At 40.1% G+C, this 16447-nt stretch carries 11 protein-coding genes; 9 read left to right on the forward strand and 2 right to left on the reverse strand.

Going from position 1 to position 16447, the window contains the following annotated elements:
* Positions 1 to 155: 155 nt before the first annotated feature.
* Together Q0M21_RS03330 and Q0M21_RS03335 are read right to left on the reverse strand one after the other, a co-directional pair.
* Positions 156 to 686, reverse strand: a complete 531-nt coding sequence (locus tag Q0M21_RS03330; RefSeq protein ID WP_295334717.1) for a 2'-5' RNA ligase family protein — start codon at positions 684 to 686, stop codon at positions 156 to 158.
* 140 nt (positions 687 to 826) lie between these two features.
* Positions 827 to 1690 carry an alpha/beta hydrolase gene (locus Q0M21_RS03335; protein WP_295334724.1) on the reverse strand — a complete coding sequence of 288 codons (864 nt, stop codon included), beginning with the start codon at positions 1688 to 1690 and terminating at the stop codon, positions 827 to 829.
* Positions 1691 to 1764: 74 nt separating this feature from the next.
* On the opposite strand from Q0M21_RS03335, the gene Q0M21_RS03340 reads away from it, so the two are divergent.
* The 9 genes from Q0M21_RS03340 to lon all read left to right on the forward strand — a co-directional run bounded on the left by Q0M21_RS03340 (position 1765) and on the right by lon (position 16441).
* Entirely contained in the window at positions 1765 to 3705 is a 1941-nt protein-coding gene (locus Q0M21_RS03340; protein ID WP_295334727.1) for an alpha-1,4-glucan--maltose-1-phosphate maltosyltransferase, read from the forward strand.
* Between the two features lie 4 nt (positions 3706 to 3709).
* Positions 3710 to 5332, forward strand: coding sequence for a trehalose synthase (locus Q0M21_RS03345; protein WP_295334729.1), 1623 nt, complete (start codon positions 3710 to 3712; stop codon positions 5330 to 5332).
* Between the two features lie 170 nt (positions 5333 to 5502).
* Positions 5503 to 5814 carry a GIY-YIG nuclease family protein gene (locus Q0M21_RS03350; RefSeq protein ID WP_295334731.1) on the forward strand — a complete coding sequence of 104 codons (312 nt, stop codon included), beginning with the start codon at positions 5503 to 5505 and terminating at the stop codon, positions 5812 to 5814.
* Positions 5815 to 6075: 261 nt separating this feature from the next.
* A complete protein-coding gene (gene glgB, locus Q0M21_RS03355; RefSeq protein WP_295334733.1) occupies positions 6076 to 7980 on the forward strand; it encodes a 1,4-alpha-glucan branching protein GlgB in 1905 nt (634 codons plus the stop codon).
* Positions 7981 to 8160: 180 nt separating this feature from the next.
* Complete coding sequence (locus Q0M21_RS03360) at positions 8161 to 10557, forward strand: glycoside hydrolase family 31 protein (protein ID WP_295334735.1); 2397 nt, start codon at positions 8161 to 8163, stop codon at positions 10555 to 10557.
* Between the two features lie 38 nt (positions 10558 to 10595).
* Positions 10596 to 11414, forward strand: a complete 819-nt coding sequence (locus Q0M21_RS03365; protein WP_295334736.1) for a M48 family metallopeptidase — start codon at positions 10596 to 10598, stop codon at positions 11412 to 11414.
* A gap of 68 nt (positions 11415 to 11482) precedes the next feature.
* Positions 11483 to 12811, forward strand: a complete 1329-nt coding sequence (locus Q0M21_RS03370; protein WP_295334739.1) for an MFS transporter — start codon at positions 11483 to 11485, stop codon at positions 12809 to 12811.
* 35 nt (positions 12812 to 12846) lie between these two features.
* A complete protein-coding gene (locus Q0M21_RS03375) occupies positions 12847 to 13770 on the forward strand; it encodes a DUF6252 family protein (protein WP_295334741.1) in 924 nt (307 codons plus the stop codon).
* Positions 13771 to 13990: 220 nt separating this feature from the next.
* Entirely contained in the window at positions 13991 to 16441 is a 2451-nt protein-coding gene (lon, locus tag Q0M21_RS03380; RefSeq protein ID WP_295334743.1) for an endopeptidase La, read from the forward strand.
* Positions 16442 to 16447 lie beyond the last annotated feature (6 nt).

A 16447-nucleotide genomic window follows, 5' to 3' on the forward strand; every position in this document is an offset into this window, starting at 1 on the left:
AGGGTTTTTTGTTTTTAAGCGGAGCGGCGCACAGTCGTAGACTGGTGTGCTTCGCCAGTTCGGGCAAAGCCCTCGGGCCACCGCCTTTTTTGACCCGAGCGCAGCGAACTGACGAAGTAAAAACCTGTTCTAACGAATGGGATTTTTTGTTTAGATTATTTTCCGAAACTAATTTTTTCTATAATATCAGAATATTGTTTAGTTACTTCGTTAAACCTTCTCAAGTAAATAGCATCACAATTAAATTCTAAATTCACCTTAGTATTTTGAAACAATTCATAAGCTGTCTTCATTTTTTCGGCATCAAGTCCGCGTGCTATACTTAAATGTGCGTTTACCGATTTAGCTTTGAAACCTAAGTATTGATGTAAATTCAGGATAAGATTATCAAGATATTGCTGAGAAATTTTATCCGGAGCTATGAAAAAAGTTTTTTCGCTAAAAGAATTCCATGCATTTAAAGTCACATTTTGAGCTATAACTGTTTTGCAAAATGCTCTTATTTGTTCAAGATAAAGATTCAGCATGAATTCATTGTCAAATTGTATTACGGTTATATGTGCTTTCGCATTGGCACTACCAAACCAACCAATATGATTTTTAAGCAATTGCTTGTACGATTTTACCAGTTCTGATTGTTCAGAATTAGGAAAAATGACTAATGAGTATAGCGGAATTTCTTCCATGGTGTTGTGAGTTTGCTTGTGGGGTTAACTAACAATTGGTATAAGTTTTCATAGGCCAATGGGTGTTTTTTACCTTGATACAAATCAATGACCGGTTGTAGTTTTGTGTTCCAACTATTCGAATCAAATAAATTCATCTTCTAAGAATTTAAAAAGGTGGTAATGTTATGGATTACGGCTTCATTTCCTAAAATTTTGCGATGTCCTAAATGTTCTGTAATCATGAGTTCACTTTTTCCCAAATATTTATGGATGTTATGTGCTGCTTTGACGGAAACATCAGCATCGTTTTGATCGTGTATGACCAATACCGGAATTTTAACCTCCTGGGCTGCAAAGTGTGCAGAATAATGCTCCATCGGTTCTCCGAATTTTTTTTCGAAATGAGCTTTCAACAGTGAAGCATATTTAATAGGTAATTTTAATTTTTTGACAAAATCTTCTAAGATGTCTTGAATAATATCACCACTACCAATAATCACTGCTTTTTTTACTTGAAGATTTTGCTTTATGGCATTTAAAATCGACATGCCACCCAAGGAGTGACCTACAGCAAACTCAAAAGGGCCGAATTGTTTTTCCAATTCCAAAATGGAAGCAATAAACTCGGTCATAATGGTCGTTTTTCCTTCTGACTTTCCATGTGCCGGCGCATCAAAACTCACCGTTTGGTAACCCATTTTTACTAACTCATCGGCAATTTTCACCAATTGGGTTCCGCGTCCCGACCAGCCATGAACAAGCAGTACTTTTTTATTACTTTCTCCATAGTGATACACTTGAATTTTCTTTTGTATGGTAGGAATGTAAAGCTTCGTTTTCCGACTTTGTTCTTCCATCTGCCATTCGCGCTTCGGAATTTTGTATTTGATTGGTGTGGTAAAAAGTCGGGCAGCAAAAAGAGTGGTTAATTTTGGTGAAATTCTCTCTAATATTTTAGCAGTAAACAAAATTGACTTCGGAATTTGCAATGATGGATTAGATTTTTGGGCCTTTTTTGTCATTTCAATAATTTTTTGGACGGTTAAAAACTTAACTTAAATTTTGTTAAATTTCAACATCATAAATATACGTCAAAATGCAAAATCAAACCCGGATAATTATTGAAAATGTTACGCCACAGCTTGATGGGGGTGCTTTTTATATCAAGCGAATTGTTGGACAATCGGTGGTGGTGAAAGCCCATGTCTTTGCCGATGGTCACGATGTAATCGCGGCTTGCGTCAAATTCAAACACGAATCAGCCAAAAAATGGCAAGAAGTGCGCATGACCGAATTAGGGAATGATGAGTGGCAAGCCGAGTTTAAAGTCGACAAACAAGGTCACTTTTCGTATTTCGTAGAAGCTTGGGTGGATTATGCCTTAAATTGGCAACACGGTACCGAGCGAAAAATCCAAGACAATCAATATGTCAAATCAGAATTGCTTGAAGGCGCTGAATATTGCGAAGCTATTCTAAAAGAAGTAACCGCTACAGAAAAAAAATACCTAAACGAAGCCATCAAAGCTTTTCAAGACGAGAAGTTATACGACAAGGCTATTCAAATCGCATTATCCAAAGAGTTACACCATATTTTTGAAGCTTATCCCACGCGAACTTTAGCTAATAAATCACACGAACTGCAAGTGTATGTCGATCGTCCCAAAGCCTTGTTCAGTACTTGGTACGAATTTTTCCCACGTTCTTCTTCGCCTGAAAAAGGAAAACACGGTACGTTTAAGGATTGTGAAAAGTTATTACCAAGAGTAGCCGCTATGGGTTTTGATACCTTATATTTTCCGCCGATTCATCCGATAGGAGAAGTCAATCGCAAAGGGAAAAACAATGCGACTACCGCCGCGCCCGGAGATGTGGGTTCACCTTGGGGTATCGGTTCTCAATATGGCGGACACAAAGCCACGCATCCCGAATTGGGAACGATAGATGATTTCAAATCATTAGTGAAAACCGCTAAAAGTTTGGGGATTGAAGTCGCTATGGATTATGCGCTTCAAGCTGCGCCGGATCATCCGTATGTGAAAGAGTTTCCGCAATGGTTCAAATGGCGCCCGGACGGAACGGTACAATATGCTGAAAATCCGCCCAAGAAATACCAAGACATTATGCCGATTTACTTCGAAACCGGCGATTGGAAAAACCTCTGGAAAGAATTGTTGGATGTTGCACTGTTTTGGGTAGAAGAATGTGATATTCGTGTCTTCCGTGTGGACAATCCGCATACCAAACCGTTTTATTTTTGGGGTTGGCTCATCGCCGAAGTCAAAAAGAAATATCCTGATGTACTCTTCTTAGCCGAAGCCTTTACACGTCCGAAAATCATGCACGAGTTGGCCAAGCAAGGTTTCTCACAATCCTATACTTATTTTACTTGGCGCAACACCAAAGCGGAATTAATCGAATATGTAGAAGAATTAACCAAAACCGAGCAAGCCGATTTTTACCGACCTAATTTCTGGCCTAACACGCCGGATATTCTTCCATACGCACTCCAAAGCGGTAACGAGAGCATCTATTTGCACAAATATTTCTTAGCGGCTACCTTAAGTTCCAGCGTTGGGATTTACGGACCGGTCTATGAGTATATGGTGTCGGAAGCCATGCCGGGCAAAGAAGAATATTTCAACTCCGAGAAATACGAATTTTACCACTGGGACTGGAGCATTCAAAATAAGTTGATTGCCATTATTACCAAAATCAATAAAATCCGCCGTGAACAACCGTCATTGCAACAAACCAACAACATCCAGTTTTGTGCTACCGACAACGACCAAATTTTAGCCTATTACAAGTTTGACGATACCAAACAGGATGAAACGCTAATGATTTGCAGCCTTGATCCTTATTACGCTAAACAAGCCTGGGTACAATTGCCGTTGGCTTCGTTGGGCATTCATTCCGGACAAACGGTAAAAGTGGTCGATTTAATTACCGGCAACAGCTACCATTGGGATAAAGAATGGAATTTCGTGGAATTGCATCCGGCCTTGCCATTCCATTTGTTTAAAATTTACAAATAGTCGTATGGAAAACGCTAACCAAGACACCTTCGCCAATCCGTTTAAGTTCAAATCGGAGTGGAAAAATGCCTTTACCGACGAGGAGTTTATCAAAGTCTTTGCTTCTGATATCCTCGAGAATTACATCATCAACAAACGTTGGTATGGCGGTAAAGCCAGTACGTTAAAGTATATCGAAGTCGTAGATCATTTTAAAATCACGTCTAAGAAAAATACCTATTACGGGGTTTTGCTCGAAGTGAATTTCAAGGAAGCGTTTTACCAACATTATTTTATGCCGTTGGCCTTCATGACGTCGGACGAATTGGATACGAGTACCATCATCTCGCCGGCTAAATTTGGCCCTATCGAAGGCTATTTGGTGGATGCTTTGCACCAGGAAGATTTCCGCAAACTATTGTTCGATAACATCGTGCAAGCCACCGAAAATCCGGAACTGAAGTTGATTTTCCACAAAGGCACACAGTTTAACGATAAAGAATACAAGTCGTCCAAATTCATGGGCTTGGAACAAAGCAATACATCTATTATTTTCAATGACGCTTTTGTGCTCAAAATTTTCCGCCGCATTTATGTGAGTACCAACCCCGATTACGAAATCAGTCGTTTCCTAACCGAGCGTATGCATTTTAAAAGTTCACCGGCTTATACCGGAAGTATCAATTTGGCATTGCCCGAAGGGAACATTACTTTAGGTTTAATGCAGGAATTGGTACCGAATCAAGGCGATGCCTGGAAATTCATGCTTGAGGAAATCGACGGTGTTTTTTCTAACTTAAAAAACAAAAAAATCAAGATTGAAAAACTCCCTGATATTCCGATGTTCAAACGCATGAGGATTAATGATATTCCACCGGAAATTATCGATTGGGTTGGATTGAGTTTGTTCCTGCGTTTGCAAACCTTGGCCAAGCGTACGGCTGAAATGCACATCGCGTTAGGCGGCGATATACACGACACGGCATTCACACCAACCACTTACAACGGCGATTACACCGTTTGGCTCAAAAACCGTATGTTGTATCAGTTCCAAAACCGATTGAACATCATCGAAAACAGTTTGCACAAACTCGACGGACTGGCACTCGAACTCGCGCATCAGTTTATGGAAAACAAAAAAATCGTCCGCAAACACTTTGTCGATTTCGATTGGACCAAAATGAAATCAGAGCGCATTCGCATCCACGGCGATTATCACTTGGGGCAAATTTTGGTGAACGGCGACGATTTTTACATCCTCGATTTTGAAGGCGAACCCGAAAGCACTATACGTGATCGTAAAGTGAAACAACCGCCGCTCAAAGATGTAGCCGGTTTGTTCCGCTCGTTCCATTACGCCATTTACGCCACGATTTTCAATAACAAAGACAAATATCCGTACGACCAAGACCAGTTGTTCCAAGCGGCCGAAATCTTGTTCCATTATTTTGTTGGTGCGTTTTTGGAAACCTATATCGACAAAGCGCAATCGGGCAATTTGAATATAGGTTATACGCATGAAATTGAGTTTTTACTCAAGTACTGCCTGCTGGAAAAAGCGGTGTACGAACTCGGCTATGAACTCAATTCTCGTCCGCGTTGGGCGGTGATTCCGTTGCGCGGCATACAGAGTATCATGAATTATTAGGGTTTTGAATTGGGCTGAGTATCTTCGATTACGTTCGGAAGACAGTTTTGTTAAGTATTAAATATTGACTATTGAGAACTGCAAAACTGCAGATATGATAAAAGAATATTGCAATTAGAAGCAGGGTTTGTCATCCCGAGCGCAGTCGAGGGAACTTGAAGTGAAACAGTATGAAATTTTATTATGTTTACATACTCAGATGTAGTGATAATTCCCTTTATGTTGGGATTACAAATAATTTGGAAAAAAGAGTAAATGAACACAATGATGGGAAATTAACCAATGCTTATACTTTTAAACGAAGACCTGTGGATTTAGAAAGGTATCAAGATTTTACAGAACCTAATCAAGCTATATATTTTGAAAAGAAGTTGAAAAAATGGTCTAAAGCAAAAAAGGAAGCCCTAATAAAAGGAGACTTTGATATGATAGAAACATTAGCCGAGTGTAGAAACGCTACACATCATAAATACAAACCTTGATTTTTTTAGAGGATTTAGATTTAAGTTCAAATAATAGAGCCCTTCGACTGCGCTCAGGGTGACAGTACAGAGTAAACGAGAACATAAGATATACAATACAAAACCCATTTAGCCCCGATTGGCAGTGCTACCGCGTAGCACAGAAAGCGGGAATATGGATAACAAGGAAGCGATGACCAATCGCTTCAAACCCTTCGACAAGCTCAGGGTGACACTGTAGATATTAGCGGCAAAAGTGCCATTAACTATAAAAATAACAACATGAACCAAGTACAAGTACACTCGCTTTTTACCGATTTCGACATCGATTTGTTCAAAGCCGGAAAGCATTTTCGATTATATGAAAAACTGGGCGCACACCTAACGGAAGTCAATGGTGTGAAAGGCGTGTATTTTGCCGTTTGGGCACCGGCCGCGCGATCGGTTTCGGTAGTAGGCGATTTTAATTACTGGATACAAGGCGAACACCAACTCAACGTGCGTTGGGACGGCTCGGGCATTTGGGAAGGATTTATTCCCGGTATCGACAGAGGCACACGCTACAAATACAAAATCCAATCCAACAACGGTGGTATTATTACCGAAAAAGCCGATCCGTTTGCTTTGTTTTGCGAGCATCCGCCGCAAACTGCTTCAGTTATTTGGGACTTAGAGTACAAATGGAAGGACAAAAAATGGATGGATACCCGCAAAGACAAAAATGGTTTGGATAAGCCGTTTTCGGTGTATGAAGTCCATTTGGGCTCGTGGCGCCGCAATGCCGAAGGCAAATTCCTGACGTATGTAGAAATGGCAGACGAATTAGTGGCTTACGTCAAAGAAACCGGTTTTACGCATGTCGAGTTTATGCCGGTAATGGAATACCCGTATGATCCGTCATGGGGTTACCAATTGGTGGGTTATTTTGCACCTACTTCCCGTTTCGGGAAGCCACAGGATTTTATGTTGTTGGTGGATCAATTGCACCAAGCTGGCGTGGGCGTTATCCTTGATTGGGTGCCGTCGCATTTTCCGGAAGATGCACATGGACTGGGCTTTTTTGACGGTTCCAACTTATACGAACATCCCGACAGAAGAAAAGGATTTCATCCCGATTGGAAGAGTTTGGTGTTCAATTACGGACGCAATGAAGTGCGTTCATTCTTAATCAGCAACGCTATTTTTTGGTTGCACCAATACCATGTCGATGGGTTGCGCGTAGATGCTGTGGCTTCAATGTTGTACTTAGACTATTCCCGCAAAGACGGCGAATGGGAACCCAACATTTATGGCGGTCGTGAAAACTTGGATACCATTAGTTTCTTAAAAGATTTTAATGAAGCCGTATATGCGGCATTTCCGGATGTGCAAACCATAGCAGAGGAAAGTACCAGTTTCCCGATGGTTTCTCGTCCCACGTATATAGGCGGACTCGGATTTGGTATGAAATGGATGATGGGTTGGATGCACGACACCTTGCAGTATTTTAAAAAAGAACCGATTTACCGACGTTACCACCAAAACGACATTACGTTTTCCATGACCTACGCGTTTACCGAAAATTTTATGTTGCCGCTCTCGCATGATGAAGTGGTGTATGGAAAACATTCCATTTTGGGCAGAATGCCTGGAGATGAATGGCAACGTTTTGCTAATTTACGCTTGTTGTACGGCTATATGTTTACGCATCCGGGAACAAAACTTTTGTTTATGGGCGCCGAATTCGGGCAAAGTGGTGAGTGGAATTTTGAAAACAGTTTGGATTGGCATTTGTTGCAGTTTGGCTATCATCAAGGCATCAAAAAATGCATCACCGATTTGAATGCGTTGTACAAAAATCATCCGGCCTTGTATGAGCAACAATTCCACGCCGATGGTTTTGAATGGATTAATTATTCCGATAACGAGAACTCGGTGTTGGCTTACATTCGAAAAGGTGTAAATCCGAAAAACGATTTAATCGTAGTGGCCAACTTTACGCCGGTCGTACATGACAATTATCGTATCGGCTTACCTACTCAAGGAAAGTTAGTTGAAGTCTTCAATTCGGATAACACCGAATACGGCGGAAGTGGCGTAATGTCTGTCAAACCAATTAAAATTGATAAACAAGCTTGGAATTTCCGTGAGTTTTCAGCGGAGTTGACTTTGCCGCCTTTAGGGGTATCGGTTTTTAAGATTTCTTAGATTTATTTTAGACCACGAATTACACGAATTGGCTCAATTTTATGGGATAAAATTCGTGTAATTCGTGGTACTTCTTTTTTATTATTATCCGCAAACGTTGTAGTTAAAAACTACTTGAAACTGTTGTAAAAATTTGAGTATCATCTTTGTAAATTTGGCACTCGACTCTAAAAAATCATTATGATTACCAATACAGAACTGGAATACAAAGGCGACCAATTTCCATCGCAAATCGTATCTTTCGAACAAGATGTTGACAGTATTTATTTCAACACGGACAATAATGTAATTTTAAAAATCACCATACTTCGCGATAGCTTAATTCGATTTAGATATACCACTAAAGGTTATTTCAGCAACGATTTTTCGTATGCTATAGATAAAACGCAATCGCATGGTTACAACCAATTAGAGGTTACGGAAGAATCCGAGTTTTATCAAATCAAAACCAGTAAAGTTTTTTGCAGAGTACAAAAGAAAGACTTGAAGATTTCGATTTACGACATTGACGGTTTTCCGATTTTGGAAGATGAACTCGGTTTCCATTGGGAAGAATGCTACGAACACGGCGGCAACATAGTGAAGATGAGTAAAGTGTCCAAAGACGGCGAAAGTTTCTACGGATTAGGAGACAAAGCTACTCACTTGAACTTAAAGGGAAAACGGGTCGAGAATTGGGCTACCGACCAATATGCTTTCCACAAAGACCAAGAGCCGCTTTACAAAGTAGTGCCTTTTTATATCGGTTTACACCATCACAAAGCTTACGGTATTTTCTTTGACAATACTTTCAGAACGTTTTTTGATTTTTGTCACGAGCGTCGCAATGTTACCAGTTTTTGGGCAGAAGGTGGTGAAATGAACTACTATTTTTTCTACGGTCCGAAAATGAGTGATGTGGTTGTGAATTACACGCACTTAACCGGAAAACCTGAGTTACCGCCGATGTGGACTTTGGGTTATCACCAATGCAAATGGAGTTATTATCCGGAAAGTAAGGTGAAAGAAATCACCGGAAAATTCAGAGAGTTGCGCATACCATGTGATGCCATATATTTGGACATCGATTATATGGAAGGTTTCCGTTGCTTCACTTGGAGCAAAGAGTATTTTCCGGAACCCAAACGCATGGTGGCCGAATTGGCTAAAGACGGTTTTAAAACGGTAGTCATCATCGATCCGGGAATCAAAATTGATAAAGACTATTGGGTATACCAAGAAGCGTTGAAGAACGACTATTTCTGTAAACGAGCTGATGGTCCGTTTATGAAAGGCAAAGTTTGGCCCGGCGAATGTAATTTTCCGGATTATACCAACCCGGAAGTCCGCGAATGGTGGGCCGGTTTATTCAAAGAATTAATTTCGGAAATAGGCGTAAAAGGCGTTTGGAACGATATGAACGAACCTGCTGTTATGGATGTGCCGGGAAAAACTTTCCCTAATGACGTGCGTCATGATTACGATGGCAATCCTTGCAGTCACCGCAAAGCGCATAATATTTACGGTACCCAAATGGCACGTGCCACTTATGAAGGCGTGAAGCGATTTGCCTATCCGAAACGACCGTTTATCATTACGCGTTCGGCTTATTCCGGTGCGCAACGTTATACTTCTTCTTGGACCGGCGACAATGTGGCCAGTTGGGAACATTTGTGGATTGCCAACATTCAAATGCAACGCATGTCCATTTCCGGTATGGGCTTTACCGGCTCGGATATTGGTGGTTTTGCCGAACAACCTTCGGGCGAATTGTATGCCCGTTGGATACAGTTAGGTGTATTTCATCCGTTTTGCAGAACGCATTCATCCGGAGATCACGGTGAGCAAGAACCTTGGTCGTTTGGCGATGAAGTAATTGATATCACTCGGAAATTTGTGGAATTGCGTTATCAGTTGTTACCTTATTTGTATACCATGTTTTGGCAGTATGTGAATGAAGGTGTTCCTATGTTGAAGCCTTTAGTGTATTATGATCAGGACGATTTTCAAACGCACTACAGAACCGATGAGTTTATTTTCGGGAACCAAATTTTAGTGTGTCCGATTTTGGAACCTAATGCTTTAGGGCGTCGTATGTATTTGCCAAAAGGCAATTGGTATAACTTCTGGACCAATGAAGTGATGGAAGGTAAAAAAGAGTTATGGGTGAATACCCAATTCGATGAAATTCCGATTTTTGTGAAAGAAGGCGCTATTATCCCTAAATATCCCGTACAACAATATGTAGGCGAAAAGCAAATTGAAGAACTGATTTTGGACGTTTACTATAAACTAGGCAAAGAAAAATCGACAGTTTACGAAGATGCACAAGACGGTTATGATTACAATAAAGGTCGTTTCTCCTTGCGAACTTTCAATTTGAACGGTAAAGAAAAAGAACTTATCATTCAGCAACACCAAGAAGGAACTTTTGAAACGACTTACACTAAATTCAAAATTAATCTAAAAGGACTACCATTTAAAATCAAGAAAGTGGAAGTTGATAACGAGAAAATTGCGCTCGACAAAGTGTCTCTAAGCGGTGAAAATTCCCTTTTAATTGATAAAGATTTTACCGTGTTACATCTTATAGGTTAAGTAGGTTTTCTTACCTTTGTGAAACCAAAATTTAAAACATGAAAAAAGGACTTTTTTTTGGCTTTTTGCTGTTGGTGTTGATAGCAATTGCCTGTGCTACCAATCCGGTAACGGGGAAGAAAACCTTGGCCTTAGTGCCGAATTCTGAAATTTTCGCCTCTTCTTTTAGCCAGTATGGCGAGTTTTTAAAGACGAACAAGGTAATTACCGGTACAGCCGATGCCAAGCGAGTAGAAACCGTTGGAATGAAAATCAGAGCCGCTGCCGAAAAACTTTTGAAATCGAGAGGTACCCAAGGAGAATTGGAAGGTTATGCTTGGGAATACAAACTGGTTGATAACAAAGAAGTAAATGCATGGTGTATGCCAGGCGGAAAAATTGTTTTCTATTCAGGCATTTTACCTATTTGTAAAGATGAAGCCGGTATGGCAACGGTTATGGGACATGAAGTAGCCCATGCCTTAGCCAATCACGGTCAACAGCGAATGAGTGCCGGATTAGCCCAACAATTAGGAGCCGGAGTGGCACAAGCGGCTGTGGGCGGAAAAAGTGCTGAAACACAAGCCTTAGTAATGCAAGCTTACGGTATCGGAACTACAGTAGGCGGTATGTTACCTTTTAGCAGAAGTCATGAAACCGAAGCCGATGAAATTGGTTTGACTTTAATGGCTATTGCAGGTTACAATCCTGAAACTTCGGTGGCTTTTTGGGAAAGAATGTCGGCCAAGTCTGGAGGTGCAGCACCTGCCGAGTTGTTAAGCACTCACCCTTCGGATGCCACCAGAATTGCCAATTTGAAAAAGTTGATTCCGAAAGCTAAAGCGGAAGCCGCCAAATTCGGCGTAACCTTTAAATAATAAAATTAGTTTATATTTGAATCCTGTCTCAATTGTATGAGACAGGATTTTTTATTTAAAACAAGATTATGACAGCACTTCCTAAAGGTCATCCGAAATTACTGAATGCTTGGGCATTTTACGATTGGGCTAATTCTGTTTACAGTTTGGTTATCGCTTCGGCTGTTTTTCCCATTTTTTATGAAATGATATTCAAGCAAAGCGGCAAAAATTATGTGACCTTTTTAGGTTGGCAATGCAAAGATACCGCTATGATTAGTTTCGTGACGGCTTTTGCCTTTTTGATAGTGGCGCTCTTTTCGCCGTTTTTGTCCGGTATAGCCGATTATATTGGGAATAAGAAGGCATTTTTGCGCTTTTTTTGTTATTTAGGCGCTTTGTCTTGTATCGGATTGTATTGGTTTGATTTGGATAAGTTATTCTTGAGTTACACATTTTATTTTTTCGGATTGATTGGCTTTTGGTCGAGTTTGGTGTTTTACAATTCCTATTTGCCTGATATTGCCTATCCGGAACAACAAGATAAAGTAAGTGCACGCGGATTTTCTATGGGTTATATCGGAAGTACCTTATTGCTTATTTTCAATTTGGCCATGGTTATGTTTCCTCATACATTTGGTATCAGCGGTAGTGATGAAGAAGCCAGTATGATGGCGATGCGTATTTCATTTTTAACCGTAGGCGTTTGGTGGATTGGCTTCAGCCATATTACTTATTATTATCTGCCGAAAGGAACGCGTAATAATGTAAAATTAACCAAAGATTTTATCTTCAAGGGGTTTCGCGAGTTGAAGTTGGTTTGGCACCAATTACAGGAAAACTTGGCTTTGAAACGCTATTTGTACAGCTATTTTGTTTTCATTATGGCCGTGCAAACCGTGATGTTGGTAGCCACTTATTTCGGAGCTACCGAGATTGCTTGGGAATCGCCGGGTCAAAAAACCATGGGTTTAATCATTAGTATTTTAGTCATTCAGTTGGTAGCAGTTTTGGGTGCTTTTTTAACTTCCAGAGCTTCCGCTAAATTCGGAAATTTAAATGTTTTAATTTTTCTCAATGCTTTTTGGGCGGTGCTTTGTGCTTTTGCTTACTTTGTGGAGACACCGGTAGAATTTTACACTACGGCCGGTTTTGTTGGTTTAGTTATGGGTGGTATTCAATCGCTAGCTCGCTCTACTTATTCGAAACTATTGCCCGACACCAAAGACACTACTTCGTTCTTTAGTTTTTATGATGTTACTGAGAAAGTCGGTATTGTAATCGGAATGTCGATTTACGGAATCATAGACCAAATCACCGGCAGTATGCGAAATGCCATAGTGTTTTTGGGCGCTTTTTTTATCATTGGCTTAATTCTGTTGTTTAGAGTTCCTAAAAATGCCTTGAGAAATAAATAAATCAATTATATTTGGAAAAAATTTACCCAATCAAAATGAAAAATATAAAATTTTTAACCGGGATATTCTTTATCCTAGCCGCTTTCACCTTTACTTCTTGTGACAATGAGCCTATTGATCCGGCTCTCGATTTGGATAATTTTGGTGGTGGTGGTAACAATGGCGGACCAATTGTTTTTAAAGCTGATTTTAGTGGGAGTACATGGAATGCTTCGGCCGCTCAAGCCAACATCAGTAACGGTTTAATTACTATAATAGGTACCAGAGGAACAAGTGGTGAAGCTTTTGCTTTTCAAATATTAGGCACTACAACCGGAACTTATCCTGCAAACGAAAATATTTTAGCTTATACACCGGCCAACTCGGAATACGGTTACTGGAGTTTAGATATCAATAATGGTTCAACCGATACAGGATCCATTACTATAACAGAAATTAATACTCAAAACAATACCATTTCAGGAACTTTCAATTTTACGGGTTATTGGTCAGATACTACTGTTACCAATATCCTTCCTACTGTTTTTAACAACGGAGTGTTTGAAAATATTCCTTTTACAACTGATGGTCCTGCCCCAAGCGGCGATACTTTTTATGCTAAAGTTGACGGTGTAGAGTTTGTAGAAGACCAAATAGATGGAGCATTAATTACTCAAGTTACCGGTATGCCGAATCAAATTAGTGTAGTAGGCTCTAAAGACAATGGTGATACTGTCGGATTAAACATTGTGAGTAGCTTGTCTGTTGGAACTTATCAGATTACTGGCCCTTTTGGGGAACAAGTAAATGGTAGTTCTGTGATTAATGATGTATTGTATACCGCACAATCCGGTTCGGTTACAATTACTACAAAAACAGCCACCAGAATATCGGGTACTTTCTCTATGGTTGTGCAAAATTTCACTACCTCTGAAACCAAAACAATCAGTCAAGGTTCCTTTGATGTAGAATATAATTAATTTTACTTCTTTACTGATATCAAATCCGTCAATTTGGCGGATTTTTTTTGTGGCATAGTCATTGACTTGTCACAGCAGTAGAGTATCTGTCTTGTTAATTAATCGTTTTTGGTATTAATGATATGTTAATGAATAATGATTAATTTTCAGCTACTTAAAGATGTTTTACCTTTGTGTATCATTATTTTTTTAATGTCAATTTGACTAAATTAAACGCCACATGCGAAATCACAATATTTTAACACTAGACAATCTGTCATTGCAGGAGTTCGATGCCGAAACCGATTTGATTCCGTTACTAACACCGGAAGACGAAGAGGAAATGAATAAAGAAGAGTTGCCCAACTCACTGCCTATTTTGCCCTTGCGTAATACCGTTTTATTTCCGGGTGTTGTAATTCCGATTACAGCAGGAAGAGATAAATCGATTAAACTCATCAACGACGCCAATGCCGGAAACAAAATTATCGGTGTGGTAGCGCAAAAAAATGAAGAGGTCGAAGATCCAACCAAAAATGATATTCATACCATCGGAACAGTAGCACAAATTCTACGTGTTTTAAAAATGCCTGATGGTAATGTAACGGTTATTCTGCAAGGCAAAAAGCGCTTTGAAATCGACACCGTAACAGCCGAAACACCTTACTTGAAAGCTGTTATCAAAGAAGTTGAAGAAAAACGTCCCAAAAAAAATGATTCAGAATTCCAAGCTATAGTTGATTCTATCCGAGAATTGGCCATCGAAATTATAAAGGAAAGCCCGAACATTCCGACTGAAGCGACTTTCGCCATCAAAAACATCGAAAGCCAATCGTTCCTAATCAATTTTGTTTCTTCCAATATGAATCTTACTGTGAAGGAGAAACAAGATTTGCTGACAATAAACGTATTGAAGGACAGAGCGATGGAAACCTTGCGTTATATGAACATAGAGTTGCAAAAGTTAGAATTGAAAAACGATATCCAATCGAAAGTTCGATTCGACCTCGACCAGCAACAACGCGAATATTTCCTCCACCAACAAATGAAAACCATTCAGGAAGAATTGGGTGGCGTTTCCTATGAACAGGAAATCGAAGAAATGCGTCAGAAGGCCAAGACCAAAAAATGGGACGAAAAGACAGGTAAGCATTTCGAGAAAGAAGTCTCGAAGTTGCAACGCATGAATCCGCAAGCTCCCGATTTTGGTATTCAAAGAAACTATTTAGAGTTGTTTTTAGAATTGCCTTGGAACGAATATTCTCAAGACAATTTCGACTTAAAACGGGCTCAAAAAATATTAGACCGCGATCATTTTGGCTTGGAAGATGTCAAAAAACGCATCATCGAACATTTGGCCGTACTCAAATTGCGCAACGATATGAAATCGCCTATCATTTGCTTAACCGGACCTCCGGGCGTGGGTAAAACCTCCATCGGTAAATCGATAGCAGAAGCTTTGGGCAGAGAATACGTGCGTATTTCGTTAGGAGGATTGAGAGACGAAGCAGAAATTCGTGGTCATCGTAAAACCTATATCGGTGCCATGCCGGGCAGAATTATCCAAAGTTTGAAAAAAGCCGGTACGTCCAATCCGGTATTTGTGTTGGATGAAATCGATAAATTGTCGAGCAGTCACCAAGGCGATCCGTCATCGGCTTTATTGGAAGTATTGGATCCGGAACAAAACAAAGAGTTCTACGATAACTTTTTGGAAATGGGTTACGACTTGTCGAAGGTCATGTTTATCGCTACTTCCAATAATATGGCTACCATACAGCCGGCTTTGAAAGACCGTATGGAAGTGATTAAAATGACAGGTTATACCATCGAAGAAAAAATTGAAATTGCTCGCCAACACTTATTGCCGAAACAATTAAAAGAGCACGGATTAACCACTAAAGATTTATCCATTGGTAAAAAACAGTTGGAGAAAATTGTAGAAGGTTATACCCGTGAATCAGGCGTTCGTAGCTTGGAAGCTAAAATAGCACAAGTTATTCGAAATGCAGCCAAATCGGTCGCCATGGAAGAAGAGTATAATAAAAAAGTAACCGATGAAGATATAGTAGCCATTTTAGGCGCACCAAAGTTAACCCGTGACAAGTCGGAAAATAATGATGTGGCCGGAGTAGTTACCGGTTTGGCATGGACTTCAGTTGGTGGTGATATTTTATTTATCGAGTCCTTAATTTCTCCGGGTAAAGGAGCTTTAACACTTACCGGAAATCTCGGAACGGTCATGAAAGAATCGGCTACGATTGCTATGGAATACATTAAGGCCAATGCAGAACTTTTCGGAATCGATCCAGAGATTATCGGCAAATACAATATTCACTTGCACGTGCCGGAAGGAGCAACCCCGAAAGATGGACCAAGTGCCGGAATTGCAATGCTGACGTCATTAGTTTCTTTGTATACGCAACGAAAAGTTAAAAAAGACTTGGCCATGACAGGAGAAATTACCCTGCGCGGTAAAGTCTTACCAGTGGGCGGAATCAAAGAAAAGATTTTGGCCGCCAAAAGAGCAAACATCAAAGAGATTATCCTTTGCCACGAAAACAAAAGTGATATTGAGGAAATTAAATCGGAATATTTAGAAGGCTTGACATTCCATTACGTTAAAGAAATGAAAGAGGTTGTTGCCATTGCCTTGACCCAACAAAAGGTCAAAAATGCCAAAAAGCTGTAAGTCATT

The sequence above is a fragment of the Flavobacterium sp. genome (assembly GCF_024710485.1).
In the GTDB taxonomy this organism is placed as follows: Bacteria; Bacteroidota; Bacteroidia; order Flavobacteriales; family Flavobacteriaceae; genus Flavobacterium.

What these genes read in the sequence shown, in the direction of transcription:
- glgB (WP_295334733.1), top strand. Translation starts at nt 6,076, where the DNA reads ATGAACCAAGTACAAGTACACTCGCTTTTTACCGATTTCGACATCGAT.
- Q0M21_RS03360 (WP_295334735.1), top strand. Translation starts at nt 8,161, where the DNA reads ATGATTACCAATACAGAACTGGAATACAAAGGCGACCAATTTCCATCG.
- lon (WP_295334743.1), top strand. Translation starts at nt 13,991, where the DNA reads ATGCGAAATCACAATATTTTAACACTAGACAATCTGTCATTGCAGGAG.
- Q0M21_RS03335 (WP_295334724.1), bottom strand. Translation starts at nt 1,690, where the DNA reads ATGACAAAAAAGGCCCAAAAATCTAATCCATCATTGCAAATTCCGAAG.
- Q0M21_RS03370 (WP_295334739.1), top strand. Translation starts at nt 11,483, where the DNA reads ATGACAGCACTTCCTAAAGGTCATCCGAAATTACTGAATGCTTGGGCA.
- Q0M21_RS03330 (WP_295334717.1), bottom strand. Translation starts at nt 686, where the DNA reads ATGGAAGAAATTCCGCTATACTCATTAGTCATTTTTCCTAATTCTGAA.
- Q0M21_RS03345 (WP_295334729.1), top strand. Translation starts at nt 3,710, where the DNA reads ATGGAAAACGCTAACCAAGACACCTTCGCCAATCCGTTTAAGTTCAAA.
- Q0M21_RS03365 (WP_295334736.1), top strand. Translation starts at nt 10,596, where the DNA reads ATGAAAAAAGGACTTTTTTTTGGCTTTTTGCTGTTGGTGTTGATAGCA.
- Q0M21_RS03340 (WP_295334727.1), top strand. Translation starts at nt 1,765, where the DNA reads ATGCAAAATCAAACCCGGATAATTATTGAAAATGTTACGCCACAGCTT.
- Q0M21_RS03375 (WP_295334741.1), top strand. Translation starts at nt 12,847, where the DNA reads ATGAAAAATATAAAATTTTTAACCGGGATATTCTTTATCCTAGCCGCT.
- Q0M21_RS03350 (WP_295334731.1), top strand. Translation starts at nt 5,503, where the DNA reads ATGAAATTTTATTATGTTTACATACTCAGATGTAGTGATAATTCCCTT.